Below are 18767 nucleotides of genomic sequence, written 5' to 3' on the forward strand. Positions count from 1 at the left end.
TTCTGATCGTTGCCTGAAACCCTTGTCTGGCGCGGCTTTCACGGCTTTCTCCGTGGAGGCCGCATCAGCTTTGCGCCCAGAATGCGTCTCTGGGTCACTTCACGGCCACGAGCTTCGCCGGTTCGTGCATCAGTACCGCGCCCGCGTGCTGCGCAAGATGGTCAGGGGCCAGGTGGGCATACCGAAGCACCATCTCGAACGACGCCCACCCACCCAGCTCCTTCAGTACCTGCAGCGGCGTGCCGCCCTGAACGTGCCAACTTGCCCAGGTGTGCCGCACGTCGTGGAAGCGAAAGCTCTTGATGCCGGCGCGCCTGCACGCCGTCTTCCACGCCCACGCATCCCAGCTATCCAGCGGCTCGCCAGCGCTGACGAACACGAACTCGTCGCTCCTGCCGATCTGGCGCCGCAGGATGGCGACGGCTTCCTCGTTCAGCGGCACACCGATCGGCTTGCGCGCCTTGGCCTGATCCGGGTGAATCCACGCGCGCTTCGCGACCAGATCGACCTGTGACCATTCCAGCTTCAGGATGTTGCCCTGCCGCAGCCCGGTCTGGAACCCGAACGCCGTGCAGTCCCGCATGCACTCGTCCGTCAGCGCGCGCAGCAGCCGCTTGGCTTCGTCCCGCGTGATCCAGCGGATACGGCCAGTCGGCTCCTCCAGCTCCGGCAGGCTGGGCGCCTTGTCGATCCACTCCCATTCCTTCGCAGCGTCGTAGAAAAGGGCGCGGATCGTCGAGAGGTAACGGTTACGCGTGCCGGCCGTCAGCGGTGCGTGGCGCCCCTTGCGAACCGCCTGTATCGGGATTGCGTCCATGATCTCCACGCGCGTGATCGATGCCAGTTCGCGGCCGCCGAAGATCCCGCAGAAGTATTCCAGATGCGCGGTCATGCTCTTGAGCGTCGTCTTCGTCAGCCGCTCCCGCAGAAACCGGGTAGCCGCTTCCTCGAAGTAATGGCGGGGCTTCTCGCCAAACTTCGCCACCCGCCAGGCCTCGTGCTTCAGCTTGTCGTGCAGCTCTTGCGCTTCCTTCCTGTCAGTTGTTCCACTAGTTTGTCGAACTCGGCCGCCGCCTGGCGTGCGGAAATCGATGTGCCAGACGTCGGAGCCTTTGCGCCTACGGATTGACATTTTTCACTCCTTTTTTCCGTCCGCGCCGGTCGGCTCGGATTGTACTCCGTTGGATTCTTCAGCCGGTCTGGCCAGATGCGCCAGCTCGCGCCCACCTGGAAAAACCCCATTTCAAGCCGGTGGGCATAGAGACACGAGTAGGAGACGCCGAGCAGCGCGGCAGCTTCCTTGAGGGTGAGGGCTTTGTCGGTCACGCTGCCTGCTCCTCATCGTTGACGCTCATGGATTGCTTGTAGACGCGGCCCGGTCTGCCAGCGGGCGCCTGCACGAGACCGGCAGCTGCTAGAAACGGATTCGCGCGCCGTAATGCGCCGCGCCGCAGGCGCTTCGCACCCATCGGTTCCGGCGCATCGGGAGCGCTGACGAGCGCCCAAAGCGCTTCAGCGCGCCCAAACGCCTCTGGCCAGCGCCACGCCACGATGTGAACCGACTCGCGATTCAACTTCAGGATTTCGCAGGCCCGCGTGCGTGAGAAGCCCATCGCGCTGGCGATCTCGACCTGCGTCATAGGCTCCTGCTCAAGCATCGCGCGCACGCGCTCCCATGCCGGCCTGATCGTTCTCACGCTCGGGCGCTTCAGCCCGAGCTTCTTGTTCGCGTATCCGGTGATCGAGTTCTCGGTGTGGCGCGGAAGCAGTGCGAGCAGATCGGTCATCGGCATACGCGTGGGCCAATGCTCGCGAATCAGCGCGACTTCGTGATTGGTGAACGTGTTGTGCGGCTTGCGACGAGGATTGCTCATGCTTTCGGTCTCGCGAGCATGCACAGCGCGATGCGCTGCGCGATTTCAGTGGAATAGCCCTTCAGCTCGCCTTCGAGCTGCACGTGCCGCAGCGGCGTGGCCACGCTCGTGGCGATGGTCGGCACGTCGGCGGCCTCCAGCGACGCCTTCGAGCGGCGAAAGCCGACCGTGCCCGGCTGCGCGCTGCTGAGTTCGAGCTGGCCGCGCTCGACCATCTGTTCGAGCACCGGGCGGATCGTGGCCGTTCGTACGTGGAACTTGGCGGCGAGCGCGTACGCGCCATACGTCTTGCCCGGCAGCATGCGAGACAGGACGTTGTCCGGCGCGAGCGAGTCGTTCAGGCGCGGTCTGTTCATGGCCGTGTGCCTCCGGCGTTGCCCATCGAATCGGTCATGGCGCGCAGCGCGATTGCCGCGTGCTTATGCCAGTCGTCGCCGTGCTTGAGCACGAAGCCGACGAGCCAGTGCAGGACGACCGCCTGTTCGTCTTCGGCCTTGCGCGCGATGTCTTGGCCGGTGGCGCGCAGCGCGTGTGCGATGGGCTCGGTCTCCCACATCATCATGCTGAGCACGCGGCGCAGCGGCGGCGTCAGCGACGTGGGGAAGGGATATTCGTCGGGTTGGTCGCCGTCTATGGTGGGGCGGTTACCTTTTTCTTGAGCATGCGTGAGCGCAGCGCGAATGGCTTCCTCGACCTGCTCACGCGTCGCGACAAAACCTTCGGGCGGTGCGAGGCATCCTTCGGTCTGGCATGCGCTCTCCGAGAACGCGCGGATCTCTTCGTAGGTCAGCATGCTTTCAGCTCCTTCTCGGCGGCGGCCAATGCCGCATTGAGATCGGTCATGGCGTCGTGGGAGCCGCCCGGTCGATCCGGGTGGTGCTTCTGCGCAAGGAGACGATATGCTGCGCGGACGATGTCCATGTTGCGCTCGCCGGAGTGCAGGCCCAGTACCTCGCGCCATGTGCGCGGAGCGCCGGGCGCTGGCAGCGCTGAAAAGCCAGTGAATGCCGCAGCCATCATGTCGCCGGTTCCCCAGCGCGCGATGCCGCGCAACGCGTCGATCGTCTTCACGATCGCGTGCATGTTGTGCTCGACCTTGTTCCATCGGTCGCACGCGAAGCACATCTGGCGGCCGTCGATGGTGAAATAGACGGCCACGCCCTCATCGTCCAGCGTCGCATAGCGCGCATATGGCAGTCCGTCTTGGCGCAGCGGAACGTTCGTGGAGATCACGAGGTGGCGGCCGCCGAGGCGTCGCACTTCCGCGATCAGGTTGTCGCGGGCGGCAGCGAACGTTGTCGAGAACGATGCGCGTGCGCGCTTATATGAAGGCGTGCGCGACCGGCCATCAGGCCATTGGAGCGGATATGCAGTCGTCACGCATCACCTCCGCTGCGCTCGATCTCGGCTTTGCGGGCGGCGGTGGCAGGAGCGGGAGCGGAATTGGATTGCTGTGCGTATTCGTCAATGCAACGGTTGTGTTCGGTAACAATTCTCTCCACGTTCCCGCGATTCATCGTTGCAATCTTGTTGCCGTCTGGGTCCAGTATCGCGCCGCTGTCGAAACGGTCAAGGTTGGTCGGCCGAGGGCTAATGGACCATCGTCCCGGCTTGTGTTTGACCACAGCGCCGCGATGACGCGCAACGTCTTCGCTTGTGTGCTCGTGCGGCGAGGTTCTACCGCAGATTGGGCAGGCGAAAGTTCCATCCATCGTCCCGGCAGGCTTGCTGGCAGATAGCAGGGCGCGCGTCTCATCGACAAGCGTTTCGAACTTCTGCTGCGTTTCGTACGACTTGTCCTGCTGCTTATACGAGTCGCTGTCGGCCTGTTGCCAGTAGGTCTGTCCAAGCTGCCATGCTTTGCGAAGCGCCTTCGATATCGCGTCAATCGTGTCGTCTGTCATATTCAATCCTTCGGGACTGGGGGTCATGGCTGTGACAATTTCACTCATAACCCTCTCCCATTAATCCATGGCGCTGAATCTGGCCTGCACCACGGGCAAAGTACGTCGTCGATGTTTCGGTACGTGCCTTTGTCGCCGAGCCAGCCGCGCTGGATGATCGCGTGGTTGCGCACCTTGCACTGCTCGCAGCAGTTGCCCGCGCGCTCCAGGATCTGCGCGCGGATCTGTTTCCAGTTCGACGGGTAGCGCCCGCGGTTCTCAGGTTTGATCGGCATGATCGGTCTCGTGATTGAGCGGCGCACGCAGCGCCGCATTCCGGTTACTCGGCTTCTTCTTCAGCCTCGACGCCGTCGGCCGGATCGCCTTCAGGTTCGACGCCTTGGCCCGGGAACGGCCAGTGCACGCCGTCGCGCGATTGCTGCTCACCCTCGGGCGCGCCGTCGATGCGCGTGCCGTCCTGGGCGATATCGCTGTTCGCGAACGGGTCGTCGCTGCCGCCGATCTTCTCTGCCGCCGTCTTCTTCGGGCGGCCGCGCCCGCGCTTGGGCTGTTCGAGCAGGTCGCCTTGCTCCGGCACCTTCGGCGCGCGCAGCGTGACCTTGATTTCCTGCTGGAGCATTTCTTCGATCTGGCCTTTCTCGATCGTGGTCGGGTGCACGATGAAGCGGTGGCGCAGGGCAAACAGGCCGTGATCGCGAACGCCGATCTTGAAGCCGTCGATCTTCTTGGCTTCGAGTTCGATCGCTGAGTCGTCGCTGATGCCGAAGTCGATGATGAGCGTGTATCCAGCGAGCTCGCGTTCGATCTCGATGTCCTGCTGGAACCACGGGAAGCGGCGCTCGGTGAGACCTTCCAGGTCGTCCGGATCCATGCCGAGCGTCGGCTGTGGCTCGGTGCCGTCCGGGATCTTCCAGAAGGCGTGACGCAGGCCGTCGTCGAACACGTCGAGGCGGCGATTCGGCAGAATCACTTCCATGATCAGCGACTGCGCGGGCACGCGCTTGTTGCCGTGCTTCTCGCTCAGCGGCGTGACGGACGTGAGTTTCGCGGTGATGTTTTCGTACTGCAGCATTTTGCTCATGACGGCTCCAATGGTTCAGCGGGTTGCGGGTTGGCGCGCGGCGTAGAAGCGGATGCGCGACTCGACGATGGGAGGAATGGCGCGCGTCTGGCCAGCGTCGAACGAGACGAAGACAGGGCGCAGCAGTTCGCGATCAACGACGGACAGGTTGGCGTGGCGGATGCGCTCGACGAGGCGCCAGAGGTCGTTGCTGCCGGTCATGCAGCCCTCGCAGCAATCACGTCGTCCTCGAACACGCGAACGCCAGCGATCGGGCACGCGGCCTTGAGCGCCAGGCCGATCTTGTTGATGGCCGGCATGTTGGCGTCGAGCAGTTCGAGGTATTCCGGATGCTCAGCGACGAACTTCACCAGTGCGAGCTTGTCGGTGATCTCGGTCTTCCAGACCTTGCGCGTCGACACGCCCTTCGTCGCGCGCATGGGCGCCACGATCGGTGCGGTGATGAGCGTGGCGGTCTGCTGCAACGTCTCGACCTCGGCAGCGCCTTGCTCGACTCGGCTTACGGCTTCAGCTTCGAGGCGCGCGGCTTTCTCGACGTCACCGGCCTGCGCGGCAGCCTCGGCTTCCTGCTGGATGCGCTCGGCTTCGGCGCGCGCAGCGGCGTCTCGCGCGGCTGCTTCCTGTTCGAGACGCGCGCGCTCCTGCCGTGCGGCTTCTTCGCGCGCAGCCTGCTCGGCGATGCGCCGGCGCTCCTGCTCGCGGTCGTACGTGCTGATGGCGGTCTTCAGCACAGCCTCGGCCTGTTCGAGGTAATCGGTGGGCGCGCGGAAGAGATCCATCACAGACTTCTTGACGGCGTCGAGCGGCGACGTGATGTTCTTGCGCGTCGTGTCGAGGTTCTTCTGCATCGACTTGATCTTCGTGAGCTCGCGCGCGGCGAGGTCGCGCATGTCTGCGCTGTCGATCGTGTAGGCCTTGGCCGTCGCGAGCGCGTTGCTCGCCGACTTGAACAGCGCCTGGTCAGGCTGCTGAATTTGCAAACTCGCAAGCGGTTCCATGTTTGTCCTTGAAGTTACGAAGGGTGAGGAGCGCCAGAAACACCGGCCAGTCGCCCTTGTCGTTGAAGGGGACGAGCCGATACGTCCCATCTGCGCGCAGCCCGAGGCCATATCGATCCTCGATTGGCGTGCCGTTCTTGATGTGCAGTTCCTTGTACGCGGCCAGTTGCGGGCCGATCACAGGGCCAAGCGTGAGCATCTTCTTGATGTCCACGACGGCACGGCGCCCGCGGATCAGGCCCGTGCGATCCGACGTGCCCGCGTAGCGCAGCGTCGGATGGTGAAGCCGGCATTCGATCGTCTCGGGCACGAAACCCGTATCAGCGCGGAATTTCGTCCAGGCGGTGAGGTAGGGCAGAAGCTCGTCCGAAAGGCTGTCGGTGTCGAGGTCGTCGAGGTCGTACAGTTCCGTCATGCGGTGTACGGCGGTGCCGAGCTGGCGCGCGCGTTCGAGCACGGCGGCAGGCACCTTCGAGTAATCGACAAGCGGCGCGAGCATCTGCGTCACGCTCGGCAGGCGTTCGCCGCTGAGCGTGTAAGCGTGCGCGACAGGATCGAATGCGAGCATCACGACCCCATCGGGTTTTCGATGAACTCGACCACCGCGTTGTAATTCGCGGTCGTCACGCCATCGAGATCGAAGCCGAATTTCTTCAGGATGTCCGATTCGCCGACAGCGTTCTGCTCCATCTTCGTCTTGAGCACGCGCAGCACGCTGTCGCTGATCGGCGTGGCCGGTGCATCTTCGAACTGTTCCTGCTCGGCGCGCTGGGCGCGCGAGCGCGGGGCGGCCGTGCGTTGCTGCTGCGCGGGCTGCTCGTTCTGTTGCACCGGCTCGGCTTCGCGGTGCGTGATGGGTTGCTCAATAACGCCGTCGGCGTCTGCCTGTTCAAGCGCGGGTTTTGCAGCCGCGCGCTGGCTGCGCGATTGCGGCTGCTGGACAGCGGCGGGCACTTCCTGGGCCGCGCCCATGTCGCGCTCCACGATGCGCTGCGCCTCGTCTTCGTCGAAAACGCCAGCGAAGCCAAACGCGAGGCGAGCGCCCTGTACGAACGTCTTGTGGCGCAGCATGCGATTCGGATGCGATTGCCACGGCTGCATATTGCGGCGCACGACTTCGTCGAAGTACTCGCGCACGATCACCGGACGTTGGCGATCCTTACGATAGACGCGCACTTCCATCCAGACCGGCACTTTCTTGCTGGAAAAGTCGACGAGTTCTTCGGCATACGAAAACTCGAAGCCGTCGCACATGGGGTGCTCGTTGACGATGCGGGCCCAGCCGTCCACGCCGATCACCGGCACGATGCCGCCCTTGTCCGGGAAGGCGTAGATTTCCTTCGTGAACGGGTTCAGGCCGTACTGATCGGCGACGATCAGCAACGCGGCCATTTGCTCGTTGGAGACTTCCTTGTCGTTCTGCTGCTTGAAGCACGTGGACTTGAGCGTGTCCATGAGCTTCGTCGGCTCGATGGAGTACTTGTCGGCGAACTTCGAGACCAGGCTCGCGCGTTGGGTTGTGACTGCGGTGGACATGGGGTTCCTCGTGGATGGTGATGGGTTACTCGGCAACCGGCGCGGGCATCTTCTCGATGCACACGTACGGGAAGCGCAGCGGGAAGGCCTTGATGTACTTGCCGAAGTGCGAGCCGAACGACTCGGCGCCGCGGAAGGCTTCCCAGTTCTCGGCCGTGAACTGCGAGTAGTGGTAGAGCGACGTCGGCGCACCGGTCGTGCGGTTCTTGAAGCGAACCGCGAGCGTGCACGTGGCGGCGTCGTAGCCGATGCTGTGGATCTGCGACGATTCGACCGCGTCCATCGCGATCACGGGTGTTTCAACGGCGGGCGTGTTCATACGGCACCTTTGCTGAAGTGGTGGGGTTGATCGAGATACGGCGGGTCTGCCGGCATCATGGCCAGCGCGAACAGGAACAGCGCGGCCATGCCGACGAGCGCCGAGAGCAGCGGGTGTGCGTCGGAGAACTGACGGATGCGCTTCACAGCACGCCCCCGACCGAATCGCTGTGCTGGTAGTGGCGCGCGACGTGCGGCGGCACATACATCGTGCCGATCGCCATGGGCGTGAGGCCCATGCGGCGATTGAGTGCCTTTTTCGCCGCAAGTTTTGCGGCGTTCATGGCCGCAAGGTGACGCATCTGCGCTTCCATGCGCTCGGCATCGGTGAGGCGCACACCCGTTTCGATGGTGCGCAAGTCGATCATGGTCAGAAGCATGCGATTCCCCTGGTGCACATGAGAAAGGCCAGGACAGCGACGCCCATCAGGCTCGCGCCGGCGGTGAAGGAAAGCAGCAGCAACGTGCCGCGCAGTTGCTGTTCGGTTGCGGGCATCACGACTGCGCTCCGGGCATCAGATCAATTCGCTCGCCACGGACGTTGACTGCCGTCTCGTCGTGAGCAGCCAGAAAATCAGGGCCTTTCGTGACGTAGGAGACGTCTGCACCTTCGTGCGTTATGACGAGTCGAAACTCCGTCGTGAACGGGTGCGATTGCGCCACAATTTGGCGATGCAGCTCACGCACAAGCGCCTTTATGTCGGCGGCAATCTTTCCGCTTTTTTCGACGTAGAGAGTTTTCTGTTCGCTCACGTTGGTTCCCCGTATTTAGTTAGCACCACACGACATCGTTGAAATCGACGGTGCGTCGATAGACCCACTTCTGCGACCAGCCGACGAACGCCATTTCCATGTAGCCGTTGGCCAGCAGGACGATTCGATAGGAGGGGCCGTTCATGACAGCTCCGTCTTGGCCAGCGCCAGATCCAGCAGCAGACGCTCGCCCGACTTCAGCGGGTTGCGCGCGGCGATAGTGGAAAGCGCCTCGACCAGTGCGTCGATCGCGTCAGCCGCCTGGGCCATCTTTCGCTCAGCTCCGATCGCGTTGCCGCTGGCGTCGTAGCCGCGCAGCTCGCGCGAGAGGTCGCACGTGGGCTTCGAGCAGTCGGGGCATTCCTCGCCGTCGTAGCCTCCACCGTTAGGCAGCAAGCCGCCGATCATTCCGTGGCCGCCGCACTTTTCGCACGTGGGCTTGAGGTCTTGGGCGTCACACATGCTCGACCTCGTCTTCGGCGCACTCGCGGCAGATCGGGTAGCCGTCCAAGTCGCGATCGAACAGCGTCGCGCGGCGGCATTCGGCGCAGTAGAAGCGCGGCGCGCGCTCGACGTCGGGTTTGACGTCCAATTCGTCCCAGAGCACGATTCGCATTTCTTCCTCGCTGTGAAGTCTCGCTACACAAGGCAAGTATAGAGATGCTTCGCTTTATGTCAAGCGTCGCTACACAATTGGGTAGAAAAAAATCCCGCGTGGGCGGGATCGGGGCAGACCGCAGCTATTCGGGTCAGCGAAGCGTGCGCAAATTACCGCATGCAAGCACCAGAAGACCATCCTTTTGAGACGCGACAGCGCGGCCATCTGGAGAATAAAGGCCCTGAACCGTGCAAGTCAGGCTCACCTCTGAGCTCTTTCCGATCGAAGCGGGGATTTCTGCGGACGGCAGGATAGCTCGCACAGCCGGAGCGTCCGCACCGAGGCCCATAAGCGGAAGGTACGTGCGACCTGAGGGAAAGCTGGCCGGTGCGCCAAGAACGGCTGCGCGCGGAATCGTCAGTTCTGCGTTGCGGTACTTCTGGTCGGCGAGCGCCGGACTGCGTTCATAGTCGAGTGCGATCTGGGTGACACTCGTTTGCGCGCCAATCCATTGCTCGGCGCTTGCCACAGAGCAGGCGCCGAGAAGCGCTAGGGAGACGAGGGCGTGTTTCATCCGAAAAGCCACATGGCTGGTTTCACGATCGCGGCGACGTAATGCAGACGCTCAATCTGATCCGAGTTGATGGCGATAGGCATGTGTGCCGTGTTGACCGACATCAGGTGCGTGCGGCCCTGCGCAGCATAGAGAAAAATCTTGACCATAACGCGCCCGTCCTTAGCCTTAACGAGCACCTCGTCGCCGTGCTCGACCTTGCGATTCGGCTCGACGATGACGAACTCGCCATCCTTGATGCGCGGCATCATCGAGTCGCCCTTGCAGCGAATGCCGTACGCATCACGGTCTTTCGACGGGAAGTCGAGGTAACCGTCCCCATGACCGACCGGATAGTCCAGCTCGGCCCAGTGTCCATCGTCTCCCAACTGTGCTGTCCCCACTACTGGAATGCGAACGCCCTCCGGCACCGGAATTGGATCGAAGGGATCGTCATGATGAATGCCCGGCATCTTCTTCTCGCCTCGACCCGTGAGAAGCCAAACCGGGTTGTAATCGAAGCGCTGCTGTATGCCTACCGCGTGCTCAAGTTTAATTTTCCCGCTTCCGTCGAGCCACGTCAGGACAGTATCGATGTCCACACCAGCCGACTCGGCTAGCTGCGTGGGCGTCGCGCGCGCCTCGGAAATGATGAGCCGCATTCGCTCATCAAGTTCTGGGGTGGCAAAACCGTCGATCAAAACACGTGGAACAGCAGTGGAGGTGCCTGGCACGTCCTGAACGAAGCTTGGCTCGTCGCCTGCCTTCGAAAGATTCAGGACGAGTGGCTGCGTGAGATCGTAGCGCTTGTCGCCAGTCACCAGATACTGCACGGACGTGCGCAGCTTCCTCGCCAGAGCGATGAGTTTGTCCTGGTCTGGCCGCGTGTCGCCGCGTTCCCAGGAGGCCACTGCGCTTCGGGAAATGCCGAAAACATCGCCAATTTCCTGAAGCGTGAAGCCAAGCGCCTTGCGCTTTTCGCGAATTAAAGAACCCATATTCATAGTGCAGGGAAACTTAACACTTGATTGTGTAGTATTGCTTCGCCTATCATGTGTAGCGACTCTTCACAAATTCGGAGCGAATCGTCATGGACGAAGCTACCAATGGCGGCGCGCGGCAAGACGAACTGCGCGACGCCGTAAAACTGGCCGGGGGGGCCAGCGCGCTGGCCGAACATCTGCGGCTGTCGCGCGGCGCCATCTACGACTTCATCCGTCGCGGCAATTTCGCTCCGGAACACTGCCCGGAGATCGAGAAGTTCTCGGGCGGCCGGGTGAAGTGCGAAGTCCTGAACAACACGGTTGACTGGGCCTACGTCCGGGCAACCTCGACCGAATCGGCGGCGGCATGAGATCCACACCAGCCAGCCGCCGAGCGGCCTATCGCAACGAAGTCAAAACGCGGATGAGCGACCGTCCCTACGAGGCCATGCAGGCCTGGAAGGTGTTGCACGGTATCGACAGTGATTCCGCCGCGCTTAACCGCATCGCCGAGCTGTTTCTCCTCGGCGCAGTCGGAACTTTGCCGCCGCAGCTCGTCGCCGTCAGTGCCGACGTGGGACACAACGGCCCGGCGGTGAACGCATGAGCGAAAAGGTCGAGCAGCCCGTGCTGCTGCCGATTGCGGAGGCCGCCGATCTGGCGACGCGCGCCGCAGCGCGGGGCGTTTCGGGTGCGGATTTTCTCGGCTATCACGTGCTGCGCAGCGCCTACGGGGCTTTGCACCCAGCCGTGATCGAGTTCGAACAGCGTCCCATCGCGGGACAAACAGGGACTGACGCGGAGGACGCGTGATGCTTCTTGTGAAAGCTCTTGCCGCCTGGTGCGTAGTGGCGTGTGTTGCCGCGCTGGTGCTGGGCCGTGTTCTTCGGGGGAAGGCGTGAGCCGATGGACAACAACCGAAATCGCAACGCTCGCGCGAGAGTATGCGCGAGCCGTTCGCATTGATGACCTGCGCGCATTGCTCGCGCGCCATACGCACGCTGGTCTGTACGCGAAGGCTCGAAAGCTCGGGCTCACGCGTGCTCGCCGCAAGAAGGCCGCATGAATCAAATCCCGAATCAGCTCACCTTTCGCCAGGTCTGCGACGACGACGTCGTGATCTGGCATCGCGCATTCGCGCTCGCATCTCAAATGAGCACGCCTGAACGTCGCGCCGCGGTCTTCACGGCGCTCGTTCTCTCGTGCCTGCGTCTCGGCATCTCGATGCACGACCTCATGAATCGCAGGTGCTGATATGCGCGAATACGGAAAAATCCACGCATCTTTCTGGACGAGCCAGGACATCCGATCCATGACGGAGGATGGCCGTACACTCGCATCCTATCTTTTGACGAGCCCGCATTCGAACATGCTGGGCTGTTTTCGCGTGCCGCCGGCCTACGTTTCGGACGACCTCAACTGGCCTTTGCAAAGGGTTATGGAAGGGTTTGCCGAACTGTATCGAAAGGGTTGGGCAACCCTTTCCGAAGGGTCTAATTGGCTAGTTATCCACAAGTTTTTGAAGTGGAACCAGCCTGAAAACCCGAATGTGGTGAAGGCTGCTGAAAAATTGTTCGACCAGATTCCGGACGAATGTGGCGTAAAGCCTTTACTGGCTTGGGCTGTAGCCGAATTTGAGCCGCGATTCAGCCTCGAAAAACTGGCCAAATTCAAACCCTTTGCGAACCCTTTCGATACCACTCCCAAAGCCTATCGAAAACCAGAGCCTGAACCAGAGCCTGAACCAGAGCCTGAACCAGAGCCAGAGAGAGAGCCAACAACGATGTCGCTCTCGCTCGTTCCGGACGCTCCGAAAAAATCCGATCCCGTCGAGGAAATTTTTTCGTACTGGCAGCAGCGGATGCAATCGCCTCGCAGCTCGCTCGACGACAAGCGCCGTCGAATGATCCGGCAGGCGCTCAAAAGCTACAGCCCTGCCGACGTCTGCAAAGCGATTCGAGGCTGCTCGCGCTCGCCGTTCCACATGGGCGAAAACGACCGGAAGACGAAGTACAACGGCCTCGACCTGATCCTTCGCAATGCCGAAAAAATCGACGCGTTCATCGCGATCGACGACAACCCGCCGGCGCAGGGCAGCGGAACGCCGCTCACGCAGAGCGACCGCATCCGGATGCAGAACGAGCGCGTAGCGCGCGAATGGCTCGGTGAAGAGCCGCAGGACGACGGACGCACGATCGACATGGAGACAGCCCATGAAAGCCACTGACCGCAAGGAATTTTTCGCAGTGCTCGCCCGCACGTTCGAGACGTTCGGCAAGCCACTGCCCAGCGGCGATGTCCTCACCGTCTGGTGGACGAAGCTTGAGCCTTTCCCGATCGAAGTCGTATGTGCAGCGTTCTCGCGCCACATCGACACGAGCGAATTCCCCCCAGTTCCTGCTGCGATCCTGAAGCTGCTGCCGCGCGAATCCGACGGTCACGTGCAACCTGACGAGGCATGGTCGATTGCCGTGCGGCTGCTCGACGAGCGCAACACCGTCGTCTGGAATTCGCAAATCGCCGAGGCTTGGGGAAAGATTTCGCACCTTGCTGACGGTGACGAAACTGCTGCTCGAATGGCATTTCGGGCCGCTTATGCCGACGTTTTAGACCGTGCACGAGCCTTGAACACGCCTGCGAAATGGGTCGTCACGCTGGGCTGGGACGTCGAGCAGCGCGAACAAATCGTCACCGAAGCGGTGCGGCAGAACCGCCTGTCGATCGCTCACGCGAAAGCCGCTGTGCCTTTGCTGGCCGGGCCCAGCGAAGAATCGGCGGTCACGCCGCAGGCCGAGCAGCAGCTCGCGAAACTGCGCTCGATCTGTGCCGGGATAGGGGCGGTGAGTGCACGCGCAGCAGTGGCCGGAGCCGAGCGCGCACGTGAGGCGATCGACGACCTGGCCCGCGCGAAGCAGCAGACGGCCGCTCGCGTCGCCGCGTACGAGGCGAGCCACGCATGAGCCTCGACGACGTCCGCACCGACACCTGCGCCGCCTACGGTTGCCCGCTGCTGGGCTCGTTCGGCGTGGGCGGCAAGTGGTTCTGCGTTTGCCACTTCCGCGCCAATGCGGCCGTCAACGATGCGATCACCGCCGAGCTGAACCGTCACCGCGGCGTCGTCGACGCGCTGCTGCTCGCGCGCCGCACTGGCGCCGGGTATGCGGACATCAAAGCCCTTGAGGACGAGCTGATCGGCCACACGCACGAGATCGGCCGTCAGCAATCCATTCCCACCGCTGGCGTGGTCGGCCCGACGCACGCCGAGCCTGCCTTCACGGAGACCGATGCATGAACTGCAAACCGGGTGACTTGGCTTTCATAACGAGAGCCTACTGCGTTGAAAATATCGGCCGCATTGTCGAAGTTTTGCCGCAGTTTGAAGTTGTTATGGATATGCCTTCCTGGAATACGCGGATTGTTGGTGACGCTGCGTCTCCCTGCGTTATCGAAATCAATGGCGGCGTGATTGCACGTTTGGAACACGACACTTACGCCTGGTGTCCTGATGCGTGGATGCGCCCGATCAGTGGCGTGCCAGTGACTGATGACGTCCATGACGAGGTGCCCGCATGACCGCACACACCATCCCCGCCGAGTGGGATCGCCACGCGCTCAAGACCGCGCGCAGCCTCGCCAGCATCGACCGCGCGCGACTGCCCGGCAGCACCACGCAGTTCGTCGCGATCCTGCAGGAGGCGATCCTCGCTGGCATGCGCTTCGCCACCGACGACCGCGCCGCGCGCGGCCCCGAGCAGTGCATCCTGATCGAGCACAGCTTCATCCGCCTGGCGGGCGTGAAGGTCAGCGACGAGGAAATGGCCGTGCTGCGCGCCATCGCGGATCGGCTGAAGGCGAACAACGACACGAGGGCGCTGCAATGCTGACCGTCACGCTGCCGTATCCGCTGTCGGCGAACAAATACTGGCGCCCGGTGACCATCAACGGCCGCGCGATGATCGTGCCGACGAAAGAAGCCAAGGCGTTCAAGACCGAGATCGCGTGGCTGTTGCGCGACGCTGGCGTGCGCAAGCCCATCGACGGCCGCGTGAAGATCCACCTCGACCTCTATCCGCAGCGCCCGAAGGACTGGCAGGCGCGGCAGCGAAAGCTCGGCTCGAACTGGGACGACAACGTCATGTGCATCGACATCGACAACGCGCGCAAGGTGCTCTACGACGCGTTCAAGGGCGTGCTGATCGTCGACGACAAGTGGATCTGGTCGGACAGCGCGGATCGCTGCGAGCCGGATGGCGAGGCTCGCGTCGTGGTGACGATCGAGCCGATTGCTGCCGCGCAGCCGCAGGCCGCGTTGGAGTTGCCCACGCCGCGCGCCGATCTCTTCGATCCGCTGGAGGTTTGACGATGGAACGGCAGAAGATCCGATTCGGCAATACCACGATCATCGTTACGTTCAATGCTCGCATCGCATGGTGGGTGCGGCCATACCTCAAGACGGTGTGGCTGATTGCGCAAATCACCCAGCTCGAGCCCGACATGAAACGTGTGACGCGCCGGGTAATGCGGGGCGTCCGAGCGAAGACGGTCGAACGGCCGTCGCACTGAGCACCACGCTACGCCGATGCGCACTCGGCCGCTGGCTCCTGCGACACGGGCGAAACCATGCGAGGAAACCATGCTGACGAAAGAGCAACAGAATCGTGCGTTCGACGAGGCTATGAACGTGGCGCGCGAACTTGCCAAGGAAGGCCACGATGAGAGGGAAGTCGTGCGCGGTGCGAAGGCTGTGATCGCCGCAGCGCACGCGGTGGATGCGCAGTTCGATGAGAAAGATGCCGATGCGCAGCCTGTCGCCAAGGTGCGGGAAAACGGCCAGATCCATATTCTCGACCACAACGTCCCCGTCGGCACGCTGCTGCGTCGAGCCTGACTTCCGCTTTTACACCCGCCACCTGAGGCCACCATGCAGACGTCCAACACCCGCACCGCCATCCAGTCGTCCTGGGAGATCTTCGAGCGCCGCACCGTGGCGGCCGACGCCACTGCGGCCGAGCGCGCCGCCGCCCGCCGCGCGTTCTTCGCTGGCTTCCACACGATGCTGTTCCTGTCGCAGCAGCTCACGCCGCTCGAACCGGCGCGCGCCGCAGTCGTGCTCGAAGCCGTCGCCAACGAGGCCGCTGAATTCGCGCTCGCGCCGTACTGATTTCGCCCGAGATAATCGGGCGTCGATTTTATGGCGTCCGTTTATCTGATAATCAAACCGACATCCGATAACTCGGGATTGAGAACGATATGGCAGGCAACGGGAACCCCAGCACGCAATTTTCGAAAACGAATCAGCCGAAAAGCCGACGCGGAAAAGACGTGCGCACGAAAATGCTGGAGGCGATTAAAAAGGTCACCGGCAAAAATGAGGGCGCGTTTTATCAGGAAATCGCGACACGCGCGGTCAATCAGGGCGACGTCGTGCTCATGAAAGAGCTGATGATGCGCGTTGCGCCGGTCGCGCGCCCCGTCACGCCGGAGGTGCACTTCGACTTCCCCGAGACCGGTTCGCCCGTCGATCAGGTCGACGCGATCATGAAAGCAGTCTCGCTCGGCAAGGTGCCCGCCGACGTCGGCCAGATGCTCGTGAACATGATCCGCGCGAAGCTCGACGTGCTGGAAATCAGCGAGCTCGCCGACCGCCTCGCGGCCATTGAGCGCCAGCTCGCGCAGGATAAGTGAGCCATGAACGTCAAAGCGGGAGACATGGCGATTGTTGTCGTGCCTGCTGACTGGCCGCGCAAGACGCTTGACGGACTGGTGGTTGAGGTCGTCAGTTTTGTTCCGCCGCGCGGGCCGGAGGCGTGCTGGGATCAACGGCCAGCATGGTGGTGCAAATGGAAGCGCGCGTGGTTCAACGATCACGGCGTGATGTTCCTCGATGGCGGTTTGCTGGACTCGTGGTTGCGGCCGATCAGCGGCGTATCGCTTGCTGACGAAATTCGAATTGAAGCGGCGTTTCTCGCATGAGCCGCCGCCGGATCTCGTATGCCGCGATTGCCCGCGTCGAGCAGTACTTCAAGGGCATCGCGACCAAAGCCGAACCGGCCGTGTTCGGCATCTGCAACATGCAGCGCGAGATCATCCGGCGCGTCGACATCGACGGCAACGTCACCGACGCGCCGCCCACCGTCCTGATCCCCGAAAAGCTCGAACGCCTGATCTACCCGAAGCGCTTGAAGATCGTCTACGGCGGCCGTGGCTCGGCCAAGACGCGGAGCATTGTGTCGATCCTGACAGCCCAGGCGTCGGCGCGCCGTGAGCGTGTCCTCTGCCTGCGCGAGATCCAGAATTCGATCGAGGAATCGAGCCATGCCGAGCTGTCCGAGGAGATCGAGCGCCGCGACCTGTCCGGCTCGTTCGTGGTCGGGCGCAAGATCATCCGCGTGCCGGCCACCCGCAGCAGCTTCAGCTTCCGCGGGCTCTATCGCAACGTCACCGGCGTCAAGGGCTTCGCCAAGGCCACGAAGGCCTGGGTGGACGAAGCGGAGACCGTCTCGCGCGAGTCGTGGGGCGTCCTGATGCCGACGATCCGCGAGCCCGGCTCCGAGATCATCGTTTCGTTCAACCCGAACAAGCCGACCGATCCGACGTGGGTAGACCTGATCGGCCCGTACGAAAACCTGCTCGACGATGACGGCTGCTACGAGGACGACGAAGTCCTCATCATTCGCGCGAACTACACCGACAACCCCTGGTTCACAGCGGAACTGGAGATCGAGCGCGCCAAGATGGAGCGCACCGACAGAGACCGCTACAACTGGATCTGGCTCGGGCAGTTCAACCGGCGCAGTGACGAAATCATCTTCGCTGGCAAGTGGCGCAGCGAGGCGTTCGAGACGCCCGCCAACGTGCGCTTCTTCTTCGGCGCCGACTGGGGCTTCGCGCAGGATCCGACCACGCTTAACCGGTCGTTCGTGCGCGGCAATACGCTGTTCATCGACTGGGAGGCCAACAGCCTGCGCCAGAACAACGGCAAAGGCGTCGACCTCGACGAGATCTGGAAGCTGTTCGCGGGCAACGAAGGCATGCGGCCGAAGCAGCGCGAGCAGTGGCAGCCGGGCGACGCGCTGAAATACCCGGGCATCCCCGGCGCACGGCAGTGGAAGATCAAGGCCGATTCGGCGCGGCCAGAGACCATCAGCCTGGTCGCGAAGCAGGGCTTCAACATCAGCGCCGCAGCGAAGTGGGGCGGCTCCGTCGAGGACGGTATTACGTTCCTGCGCGGCTTCGATGAAATCGTGATTCACCCGCGCTGCGTCGAGACGATTAAAGAGTTCGAAAGATATTCGTACAAGGTCGATAAACAGACCGGCGATATTCTCCCGATAATCGTCGACAAGCATAATCACCACATCGACGGCATTCGATACAGCATGGACGGCTATATTCGAGGGCGCAACGGCCTTAATATCTCAAGCGAAGCACTTCAAGCTGCCGCCGCTGCTTAATGCGGCGATTTTCCGTTTCATCCCGATAATCGGAGTTATTCATGCGTAAATCGCTTTTGATTGCCGCTTTGAGCGCGGTATTGCCGTTTTACATGTCCGACGTGACCGCAGCCGCTGCGCCGGCAGAAGACCCAAACGCTGGTGCATCGCCTGCGGCAGACGTCCCCGCAAGCGACACGACGTCGTCTGCGACGACTGCACCGGACGACAGCGCCACCGGCACCACGGACGCGCCCCCCGCTGAATCGACGCCGGACGCCGAGGCTGCTGCCCCGGCGACCGACGACGCTGCTCCCGAAACGCTGACCGATACGGCTGCCGATGAACCAGCTGCAACCGCCGAAGTCGCGCCGACGGAAACCGCCGCTGAAGTAGCCGCGCCCGATGCTGAAGCGGCTGATGTCGAGACGACGACCGCCGCTGCCGAAGCTGCCCCCGCCGCAGCAGCCGCCCAGGAAGCCGACGTGACGCCCGAGCCGACGGCCCCCATCAACGAAAACACTGGCAAGGTCGAGGTCGAGGCGGACTCGCACGCCGAAGCGAAAGACCGTTTCGCCGGGCTGCTCGCCAAGCTGCATCAGTTCGAGCAGGACACCGTCGACGAGCTGCGCACCGAGCTGCTCGCCATCGGCACGCTGCTGCACCTGCACTCGAAGGCCTCGACGGACGCCGCGCTGACCGGCGACTACAAGGCCACCGACCTGTCGTAACCCAC

At 62.7% G+C, this 18767-nt stretch carries 40 protein-coding genes; 17 read left to right on the forward strand and 23 right to left on the reverse strand.

Annotated features, from left to right (window positions below):
- Positions 1–94: 94 nt before the first annotated feature.
- The 23 genes from BBA01S_RS03315 to BBA01S_RS39895 form a co-directional block, all read right to left on the reverse strand.
- Positions 95–985 carry a tyrosine-type recombinase/integrase gene (locus BBA01S_RS03315; protein WP_062863694.1) on the reverse strand — a complete coding sequence of 297 codons (891 nt, stop codon included), beginning with the start codon at positions 983–985 and terminating at the stop codon, positions 95–97.
- A gap of 17 nt (positions 986–1002) precedes the next feature.
- Positions 1003–1326: a MerR family transcriptional regulator gene (locus tag BBA01S_RS47980; protein WP_245641409.1), complete on the reverse strand. Its 324-nt coding sequence runs from the start codon at positions 1324–1326 to the stop codon at positions 1003–1005.
- Positions 1323–1874, reverse strand: a complete 552-nt coding sequence (locus tag BBA01S_RS03320) for a hypothetical protein (RefSeq protein ID WP_027815181.1) — start codon at positions 1872–1874, stop codon at positions 1323–1325. The genes BBA01S_RS47980 and BBA01S_RS03320 overlap by 4 nt, the downstream gene beginning before the upstream one ends.
- Positions 1871–2230, reverse strand: coding sequence for a hypothetical protein (locus tag BBA01S_RS03325; protein ID WP_027815182.1), 360 nt, complete (start codon positions 2228–2230; stop codon positions 1871–1873). Before BBA01S_RS03325 ends, BBA01S_RS03320 begins: the two co-directional genes overlap by 4 nt.
- Positions 2227–2667 carry a hypothetical protein gene (locus BBA01S_RS03330; protein ID WP_027815183.1) on the reverse strand — a complete coding sequence of 147 codons (441 nt, stop codon included), beginning with the start codon at positions 2665–2667 and terminating at the stop codon, positions 2227–2229. The genes BBA01S_RS03325 and BBA01S_RS03330 overlap by 4 nt, the downstream gene beginning before the upstream one ends.
- Positions 2661–3107, reverse strand: a complete 447-nt coding sequence (locus BBA01S_RS03335; protein ID WP_174479157.1) for a J domain-containing protein — start codon at positions 3105–3107, stop codon at positions 2661–2663. Before BBA01S_RS03335 ends, BBA01S_RS03330 begins: the two co-directional genes overlap by 7 nt.
- A gap of 143 nt (positions 3108–3250) precedes the next feature.
- On the reverse strand, positions 3251–3826 hold the full coding sequence (locus BBA01S_RS03340) for a hypothetical protein (protein ID WP_156965849.1): 576 nt from the start codon (positions 3824–3826) through the stop codon (positions 3251–3253).
- The gene (locus BBA01S_RS03345) at positions 3823–4053 is read right to left on the reverse strand and encodes a hypothetical protein (protein WP_027815186.1); all 231 of its coding nucleotides are present in this window, start codon (positions 4051–4053) and stop codon (positions 3823–3825) included. The genes BBA01S_RS03340 and BBA01S_RS03345 overlap by 4 nt, the downstream gene beginning before the upstream one ends.
- A gap of 44 nt (positions 4054–4097) precedes the next feature.
- Positions 4098–4859, reverse strand: a complete 762-nt coding sequence (locus BBA01S_RS03350) for a hypothetical protein (RefSeq protein WP_027815187.1) — start codon at positions 4857–4859, stop codon at positions 4098–4100.
- Positions 4860–4874: 15 nt separating this feature from the next.
- Positions 4875–5060: a hypothetical protein gene (locus BBA01S_RS03355; RefSeq protein ID WP_027815188.1), complete on the reverse strand. Its 186-nt coding sequence runs from the start codon at positions 5058–5060 to the stop codon at positions 4875–4877.
- Complete coding sequence (locus tag BBA01S_RS03360; protein ID WP_042295857.1) at positions 5057–5857, reverse strand: hypothetical protein; 801 nt, start codon at positions 5855–5857, stop codon at positions 5057–5059. The genes BBA01S_RS03355 and BBA01S_RS03360 overlap by 4 nt, the downstream gene beginning before the upstream one ends.
- Positions 5820–6425: a hypothetical protein gene (locus BBA01S_RS03365; protein ID WP_042295859.1), complete on the reverse strand. Its 606-nt coding sequence runs from the start codon at positions 6423–6425 to the stop codon at positions 5820–5822. The genes BBA01S_RS03360 and BBA01S_RS03365 overlap by 38 nt, the downstream gene beginning before the upstream one ends.
- On the reverse strand, positions 6425–7393 hold the full coding sequence (gene bet / locus BBA01S_RS03370) for a phage recombination protein Bet (protein WP_027815191.1): 969 nt from the start codon (positions 7391–7393) through the stop codon (positions 6425–6427). Before bet ends, BBA01S_RS03365 begins: the two co-directional genes overlap by 1 nt.
- A gap of 25 nt (positions 7394–7418) precedes the next feature.
- Entirely contained in the window at positions 7419–7712 is a 294-nt protein-coding gene (locus tag BBA01S_RS03375) for a KTSC domain-containing protein (protein WP_027815192.1), read from the reverse strand.
- The gene (locus tag BBA01S_RS46630) at positions 7709–7858 is read right to left on the reverse strand and encodes a hypothetical protein (RefSeq protein ID WP_156965850.1); all 150 of its coding nucleotides are present in this window, start codon (positions 7856–7858) and stop codon (positions 7709–7711) included. Before BBA01S_RS46630 ends, BBA01S_RS03375 begins: the two co-directional genes overlap by 4 nt.
- Positions 7855–8091, reverse strand: coding sequence for a hypothetical protein (locus BBA01S_RS03385; RefSeq protein ID WP_027815193.1), 237 nt, complete (start codon positions 8089–8091; stop codon positions 7855–7857). The genes BBA01S_RS46630 and BBA01S_RS03385 overlap by 4 nt, the downstream gene beginning before the upstream one ends.
- On the reverse strand, positions 8082–8207 hold the full coding sequence (locus tag BBA01S_RS48410; protein ID WP_281176931.1) for a hypothetical protein: 126 nt from the start codon (positions 8205–8207) through the stop codon (positions 8082–8084). The genes BBA01S_RS03385 and BBA01S_RS48410 overlap by 10 nt, the downstream gene beginning before the upstream one ends.
- Positions 8207–8464 carry a hypothetical protein gene (locus tag BBA01S_RS03395; protein WP_027815194.1) on the reverse strand — a complete coding sequence of 86 codons (258 nt, stop codon included), beginning with the start codon at positions 8462–8464 and terminating at the stop codon, positions 8207–8209. The genes BBA01S_RS48410 and BBA01S_RS03395 overlap by 1 nt, the downstream gene beginning before the upstream one ends.
- 19 nt (positions 8465–8483) lie before the next feature.
- Entirely contained in the window at positions 8484–8609 is a 126-nt protein-coding gene (locus tag BBA01S_RS48415; protein WP_281176932.1) for a hypothetical protein, read from the reverse strand.
- Entirely contained in the window at positions 8606–8926 is a 321-nt protein-coding gene (locus tag BBA01S_RS03405; RefSeq protein WP_042295864.1) for a hypothetical protein, read from the reverse strand. The genes BBA01S_RS48415 and BBA01S_RS03405 overlap by 4 nt, the downstream gene beginning before the upstream one ends.
- Positions 8919–9071: a hypothetical protein gene (locus BBA01S_RS46635; RefSeq protein WP_156965851.1), complete on the reverse strand. Its 153-nt coding sequence runs from the start codon at positions 9069–9071 to the stop codon at positions 8919–8921. Before BBA01S_RS46635 ends, BBA01S_RS03405 begins: the two co-directional genes overlap by 8 nt.
- Positions 9072–9213: 142 nt before the next feature.
- On the reverse strand, positions 9214–9636 hold the full coding sequence (locus tag BBA01S_RS03415; RefSeq protein WP_027815196.1) for a hypothetical protein: 423 nt from the start codon (positions 9634–9636) through the stop codon (positions 9214–9216).
- Positions 9633–10619 (reverse strand): XRE family transcriptional regulator, encoded by a 987-nt coding sequence (locus BBA01S_RS39895; protein ID WP_084161782.1) that lies wholly within the window; start codon positions 10617–10619, stop codon positions 9633–9635. Before BBA01S_RS39895 ends, BBA01S_RS03415 begins: the two co-directional genes overlap by 4 nt.
- An 86-nt stretch (positions 10620–10705) precedes the next feature.
- On the opposite strand from BBA01S_RS39895, the gene BBA01S_RS03425 reads away from it, so the two are divergent.
- From BBA01S_RS03425 to BBA01S_RS47505, 17 genes are all read left to right on the forward strand, one after another.
- A complete protein-coding gene (locus BBA01S_RS03425) occupies positions 10706–10969 on the forward strand; it encodes a YdaS family helix-turn-helix protein (RefSeq protein ID WP_042295866.1) in 264 nt (87 codons plus the stop codon).
- The gene (locus BBA01S_RS39900; protein ID WP_042295868.1) at positions 10966–11205 is read left to right on the forward strand and encodes a hypothetical protein; all 240 of its coding nucleotides are present in this window, start codon (positions 10966–10968) and stop codon (positions 11203–11205) included. Before BBA01S_RS03425 ends, BBA01S_RS39900 begins: the two co-directional genes overlap by 4 nt.
- On the forward strand, positions 11202–11411 hold the full coding sequence (locus tag BBA01S_RS03435; RefSeq protein WP_027815199.1) for a hypothetical protein: 210 nt from the start codon (positions 11202–11204) through the stop codon (positions 11409–11411). Before BBA01S_RS39900 ends, BBA01S_RS03435 begins: the two co-directional genes overlap by 4 nt.
- A gap of 249 nt (positions 11412–11660) precedes the next feature.
- Entirely contained in the window at positions 11661–11852 is a 192-nt protein-coding gene (locus tag BBA01S_RS03440) for a hypothetical protein (protein ID WP_027815200.1), read from the forward strand.
- A gap of 58 nt (positions 11853–11910) precedes the next feature.
- Positions 11911–12825 (forward strand): hypothetical protein, encoded by a 915-nt coding sequence (locus tag BBA01S_RS47785; RefSeq protein WP_156965852.1) that lies wholly within the window; start codon positions 11911–11913, stop codon positions 12823–12825.
- Positions 12812–13558, forward strand: coding sequence for a hypothetical protein (locus tag BBA01S_RS03450; protein WP_027815202.1), 747 nt, complete (start codon positions 12812–12814; stop codon positions 13556–13558). Before BBA01S_RS47785 ends, BBA01S_RS03450 begins: the two co-directional genes overlap by 14 nt.
- On the forward strand, positions 13555–13890 hold the full coding sequence (locus BBA01S_RS03455) for a hypothetical protein (protein WP_027815203.1): 336 nt from the start codon (positions 13555–13557) through the stop codon (positions 13888–13890). The genes BBA01S_RS03450 and BBA01S_RS03455 overlap by 4 nt, the downstream gene beginning before the upstream one ends.
- Complete coding sequence (locus tag BBA01S_RS03460) at positions 13887–14171, forward strand: hypothetical protein (protein WP_027815204.1); 285 nt, start codon at positions 13887–13889, stop codon at positions 14169–14171. The genes BBA01S_RS03455 and BBA01S_RS03460 overlap by 4 nt, the downstream gene beginning before the upstream one ends.
- On the forward strand, positions 14168–14482 hold the full coding sequence (locus BBA01S_RS03465) for a hypothetical protein (RefSeq protein ID WP_027815205.1): 315 nt from the start codon (positions 14168–14170) through the stop codon (positions 14480–14482). Before BBA01S_RS03460 ends, BBA01S_RS03465 begins: the two co-directional genes overlap by 4 nt.
- Positions 14476–14958: a RusA family crossover junction endodeoxyribonuclease gene (locus tag BBA01S_RS03470; RefSeq protein WP_027815206.1), complete on the forward strand. Its 483-nt coding sequence runs from the start codon at positions 14476–14478 to the stop codon at positions 14956–14958. The genes BBA01S_RS03465 and BBA01S_RS03470 overlap by 7 nt, the downstream gene beginning before the upstream one ends.
- A 2-nt stretch (positions 14959–14960) precedes the next feature.
- The gene (locus BBA01S_RS03475) at positions 14961–15161 is read left to right on the forward strand and encodes a hypothetical protein (protein ID WP_027815207.1); all 201 of its coding nucleotides are present in this window, start codon (positions 14961–14963) and stop codon (positions 15159–15161) included.
- A gap of 70 nt (positions 15162–15231) precedes the next feature.
- Positions 15232–15486, forward strand: a complete 255-nt coding sequence (locus tag BBA01S_RS03480) for a hypothetical protein (protein ID WP_027815208.1) — start codon at positions 15232–15234, stop codon at positions 15484–15486.
- 33 nt (positions 15487–15519) lie between these two features.
- Positions 15520–15759 (forward strand): hypothetical protein, encoded by a 240-nt coding sequence (locus tag BBA01S_RS03485; protein WP_027815209.1) that lies wholly within the window; start codon positions 15520–15522, stop codon positions 15757–15759.
- A gap of 161 nt (positions 15760–15920) precedes the next feature.
- Positions 15921–16283 (forward strand): hypothetical protein, encoded by a 363-nt coding sequence (locus BBA01S_RS03490; protein ID WP_245641410.1) that lies wholly within the window; start codon positions 15921–15923, stop codon positions 16281–16283.
- A gap of 3 nt (positions 16284–16286) precedes the next feature.
- Positions 16287–16571 (forward strand): hypothetical protein, encoded by a 285-nt coding sequence (locus BBA01S_RS03495; protein ID WP_027815211.1) that lies wholly within the window; start codon positions 16287–16289, stop codon positions 16569–16571.
- Entirely contained in the window at positions 16568–18052 is a 1485-nt protein-coding gene (locus tag BBA01S_RS03500) for a PBSX family phage terminase large subunit (protein ID WP_042295873.1), read from the forward strand. Before BBA01S_RS03495 ends, BBA01S_RS03500 begins: the two co-directional genes overlap by 4 nt.
- Before the next feature lie 41 nt (positions 18053–18093).
- On the forward strand, positions 18094–18762 hold the full coding sequence (locus BBA01S_RS47505; RefSeq protein ID WP_027815213.1) for a hypothetical protein: 669 nt from the start codon (positions 18094–18096) through the stop codon (positions 18760–18762).
- Positions 18763–18767: the final 5 nt, after the last annotated feature.

This window comes from Paraburkholderia bannensis NBRC 103871 (assembly GCF_000685015.1).
Lineage (GTDB): Bacteria > Pseudomonadota > Gammaproteobacteria > Burkholderiales > Burkholderiaceae > Paraburkholderia > Paraburkholderia bannensis.

Bases quoted from the DNA above. Each gene is read 5' to 3' on its own strand.
- BBA01S_RS03320 (WP_027815181.1), bottom strand. From the start codon at position 1,874: ATGAGCAATCCTCGTCGCAAGCCGCACAACACGTTCACCAATCACGAA.
- BBA01S_RS03325 (WP_027815182.1), bottom strand. From the start codon at position 2,230: ATGAACAGACCGCGCCTGAACGACTCGCTCGCGCCGGACAACGTCCTG.
- BBA01S_RS03330 (WP_027815183.1), bottom strand. From the start codon at position 2,667: ATGCTGACCTACGAAGAGATCCGCGCGTTCTCGGAGAGCGCATGCCAG.
- BBA01S_RS03340 (WP_156965849.1), bottom strand. From the start codon at position 3,826: ATGAGTGAAATTGTCACAGCCATGACCCCCAGTCCCGAAGGATTGAAT.
- BBA01S_RS03345 (WP_027815186.1), bottom strand. From the start codon at position 4,053: ATGCCGATCAAACCTGAGAACCGCGGGCGCTACCCGTCGAACTGGAAA.
- BBA01S_RS03350 (WP_027815187.1), bottom strand. From the start codon at position 4,859: ATGAGCAAAATGCTGCAGTACGAAAACATCACCGCGAAACTCACGTCC.
- BBA01S_RS03355 (WP_027815188.1), bottom strand. From the start codon at position 5,060: ATGACCGGCAGCAACGACCTCTGGCGCCTCGTCGAGCGCATCCGCCAC.
- BBA01S_RS03360 (WP_042295857.1), bottom strand. From the start codon at position 5,857: ATGGAACCGCTTGCGAGTTTGCAAATTCAGCAGCCTGACCAGGCGCTG.
- BBA01S_RS03365 (WP_042295859.1), bottom strand. From the start codon at position 6,425: ATGCTCGCATTCGATCCTGTCGCGCACGCTTACACGCTCAGCGGCGAA.
- bet (WP_027815191.1), bottom strand. From the start codon at position 7,393: ATGTCCACCGCAGTCACAACCCAACGCGCGAGCCTGGTCTCGAAGTTC.
- BBA01S_RS03375 (WP_027815192.1), bottom strand. From the start codon at position 7,712: ATGAACACGCCCGCCGTTGAAACACCCGTGATCGCGATGGACGCGGTC.
- BBA01S_RS03385 (WP_027815193.1), bottom strand. From the start codon at position 8,091: ATGCTTCTGACCATGATCGACTTGCGCACCATCGAAACGGGTGTGCGC.
- BBA01S_RS48410 (WP_281176931.1), bottom strand. From the start codon at position 8,207: ATGCCCGCAACCGAACAGCAACTGCGCGGCACGTTGCTGCTGCTTTCC.
- BBA01S_RS48415 (WP_281176932.1), bottom strand. From the start codon at position 8,609: ATGAACGGCCCCTCCTATCGAATCGTCCTGCTGGCCAACGGCTACATG.
- BBA01S_RS03405 (WP_042295864.1), bottom strand. From the start codon at position 8,926: ATGTGTGACGCCCAAGACCTCAAGCCCACGTGCGAAAAGTGCGGCGGC.
- BBA01S_RS03415 (WP_027815196.1), bottom strand. From the start codon at position 9,636: ATGAAACACGCCCTCGTCTCCCTAGCGCTTCTCGGCGCCTGCTCTGTG.
- BBA01S_RS39895 (WP_084161782.1), bottom strand. From the start codon at position 10,619: ATGAATATGGGTTCTTTAATTCGCGAAAAGCGCAAGGCGCTTGGCTTC.
- BBA01S_RS03425 (WP_042295866.1), top strand. From the start codon at position 10,706: ATGGACGAAGCTACCAATGGCGGCGCGCGGCAAGACGAACTGCGCGAC.
- BBA01S_RS39900 (WP_042295868.1), top strand. From the start codon at position 10,966: ATGAGATCCACACCAGCCAGCCGCCGAGCGGCCTATCGCAACGAAGTC.
- BBA01S_RS03435 (WP_027815199.1), top strand. From the start codon at position 11,202: ATGAGCGAAAAGGTCGAGCAGCCCGTGCTGCTGCCGATTGCGGAGGCC.
- BBA01S_RS03440 (WP_027815200.1), top strand. From the start codon at position 11,661: ATGAATCAAATCCCGAATCAGCTCACCTTTCGCCAGGTCTGCGACGAC.
- BBA01S_RS47785 (WP_156965852.1), top strand. From the start codon at position 11,911: ATGACGGAGGATGGCCGTACACTCGCATCCTATCTTTTGACGAGCCCG.
- BBA01S_RS03450 (WP_027815202.1), top strand. From the start codon at position 12,812: ATGAAAGCCACTGACCGCAAGGAATTTTTCGCAGTGCTCGCCCGCACG.
- BBA01S_RS03455 (WP_027815203.1), top strand. From the start codon at position 13,555: ATGAGCCTCGACGACGTCCGCACCGACACCTGCGCCGCCTACGGTTGC.
- BBA01S_RS03460 (WP_027815204.1), top strand. From the start codon at position 13,887: ATGAACTGCAAACCGGGTGACTTGGCTTTCATAACGAGAGCCTACTGC.
- BBA01S_RS03465 (WP_027815205.1), top strand. From the start codon at position 14,168: ATGACCGCACACACCATCCCCGCCGAGTGGGATCGCCACGCGCTCAAG.
- BBA01S_RS03470 (WP_027815206.1), top strand. From the start codon at position 14,476: ATGCTGACCGTCACGCTGCCGTATCCGCTGTCGGCGAACAAATACTGG.
- BBA01S_RS03475 (WP_027815207.1), top strand. From the start codon at position 14,961: ATGGAACGGCAGAAGATCCGATTCGGCAATACCACGATCATCGTTACG.
- BBA01S_RS03480 (WP_027815208.1), top strand. From the start codon at position 15,232: ATGCTGACGAAAGAGCAACAGAATCGTGCGTTCGACGAGGCTATGAAC.
- BBA01S_RS03485 (WP_027815209.1), top strand. From the start codon at position 15,520: ATGCAGACGTCCAACACCCGCACCGCCATCCAGTCGTCCTGGGAGATC.
- BBA01S_RS03495 (WP_027815211.1), top strand. From the start codon at position 16,287: ATGAACGTCAAAGCGGGAGACATGGCGATTGTTGTCGTGCCTGCTGAC.
- BBA01S_RS03500 (WP_042295873.1), top strand. From the start codon at position 16,568: ATGAGCCGCCGCCGGATCTCGTATGCCGCGATTGCCCGCGTCGAGCAG.
- BBA01S_RS47505 (WP_027815213.1), top strand. From the start codon at position 18,094: ATGCGTAAATCGCTTTTGATTGCCGCTTTGAGCGCGGTATTGCCGTTT.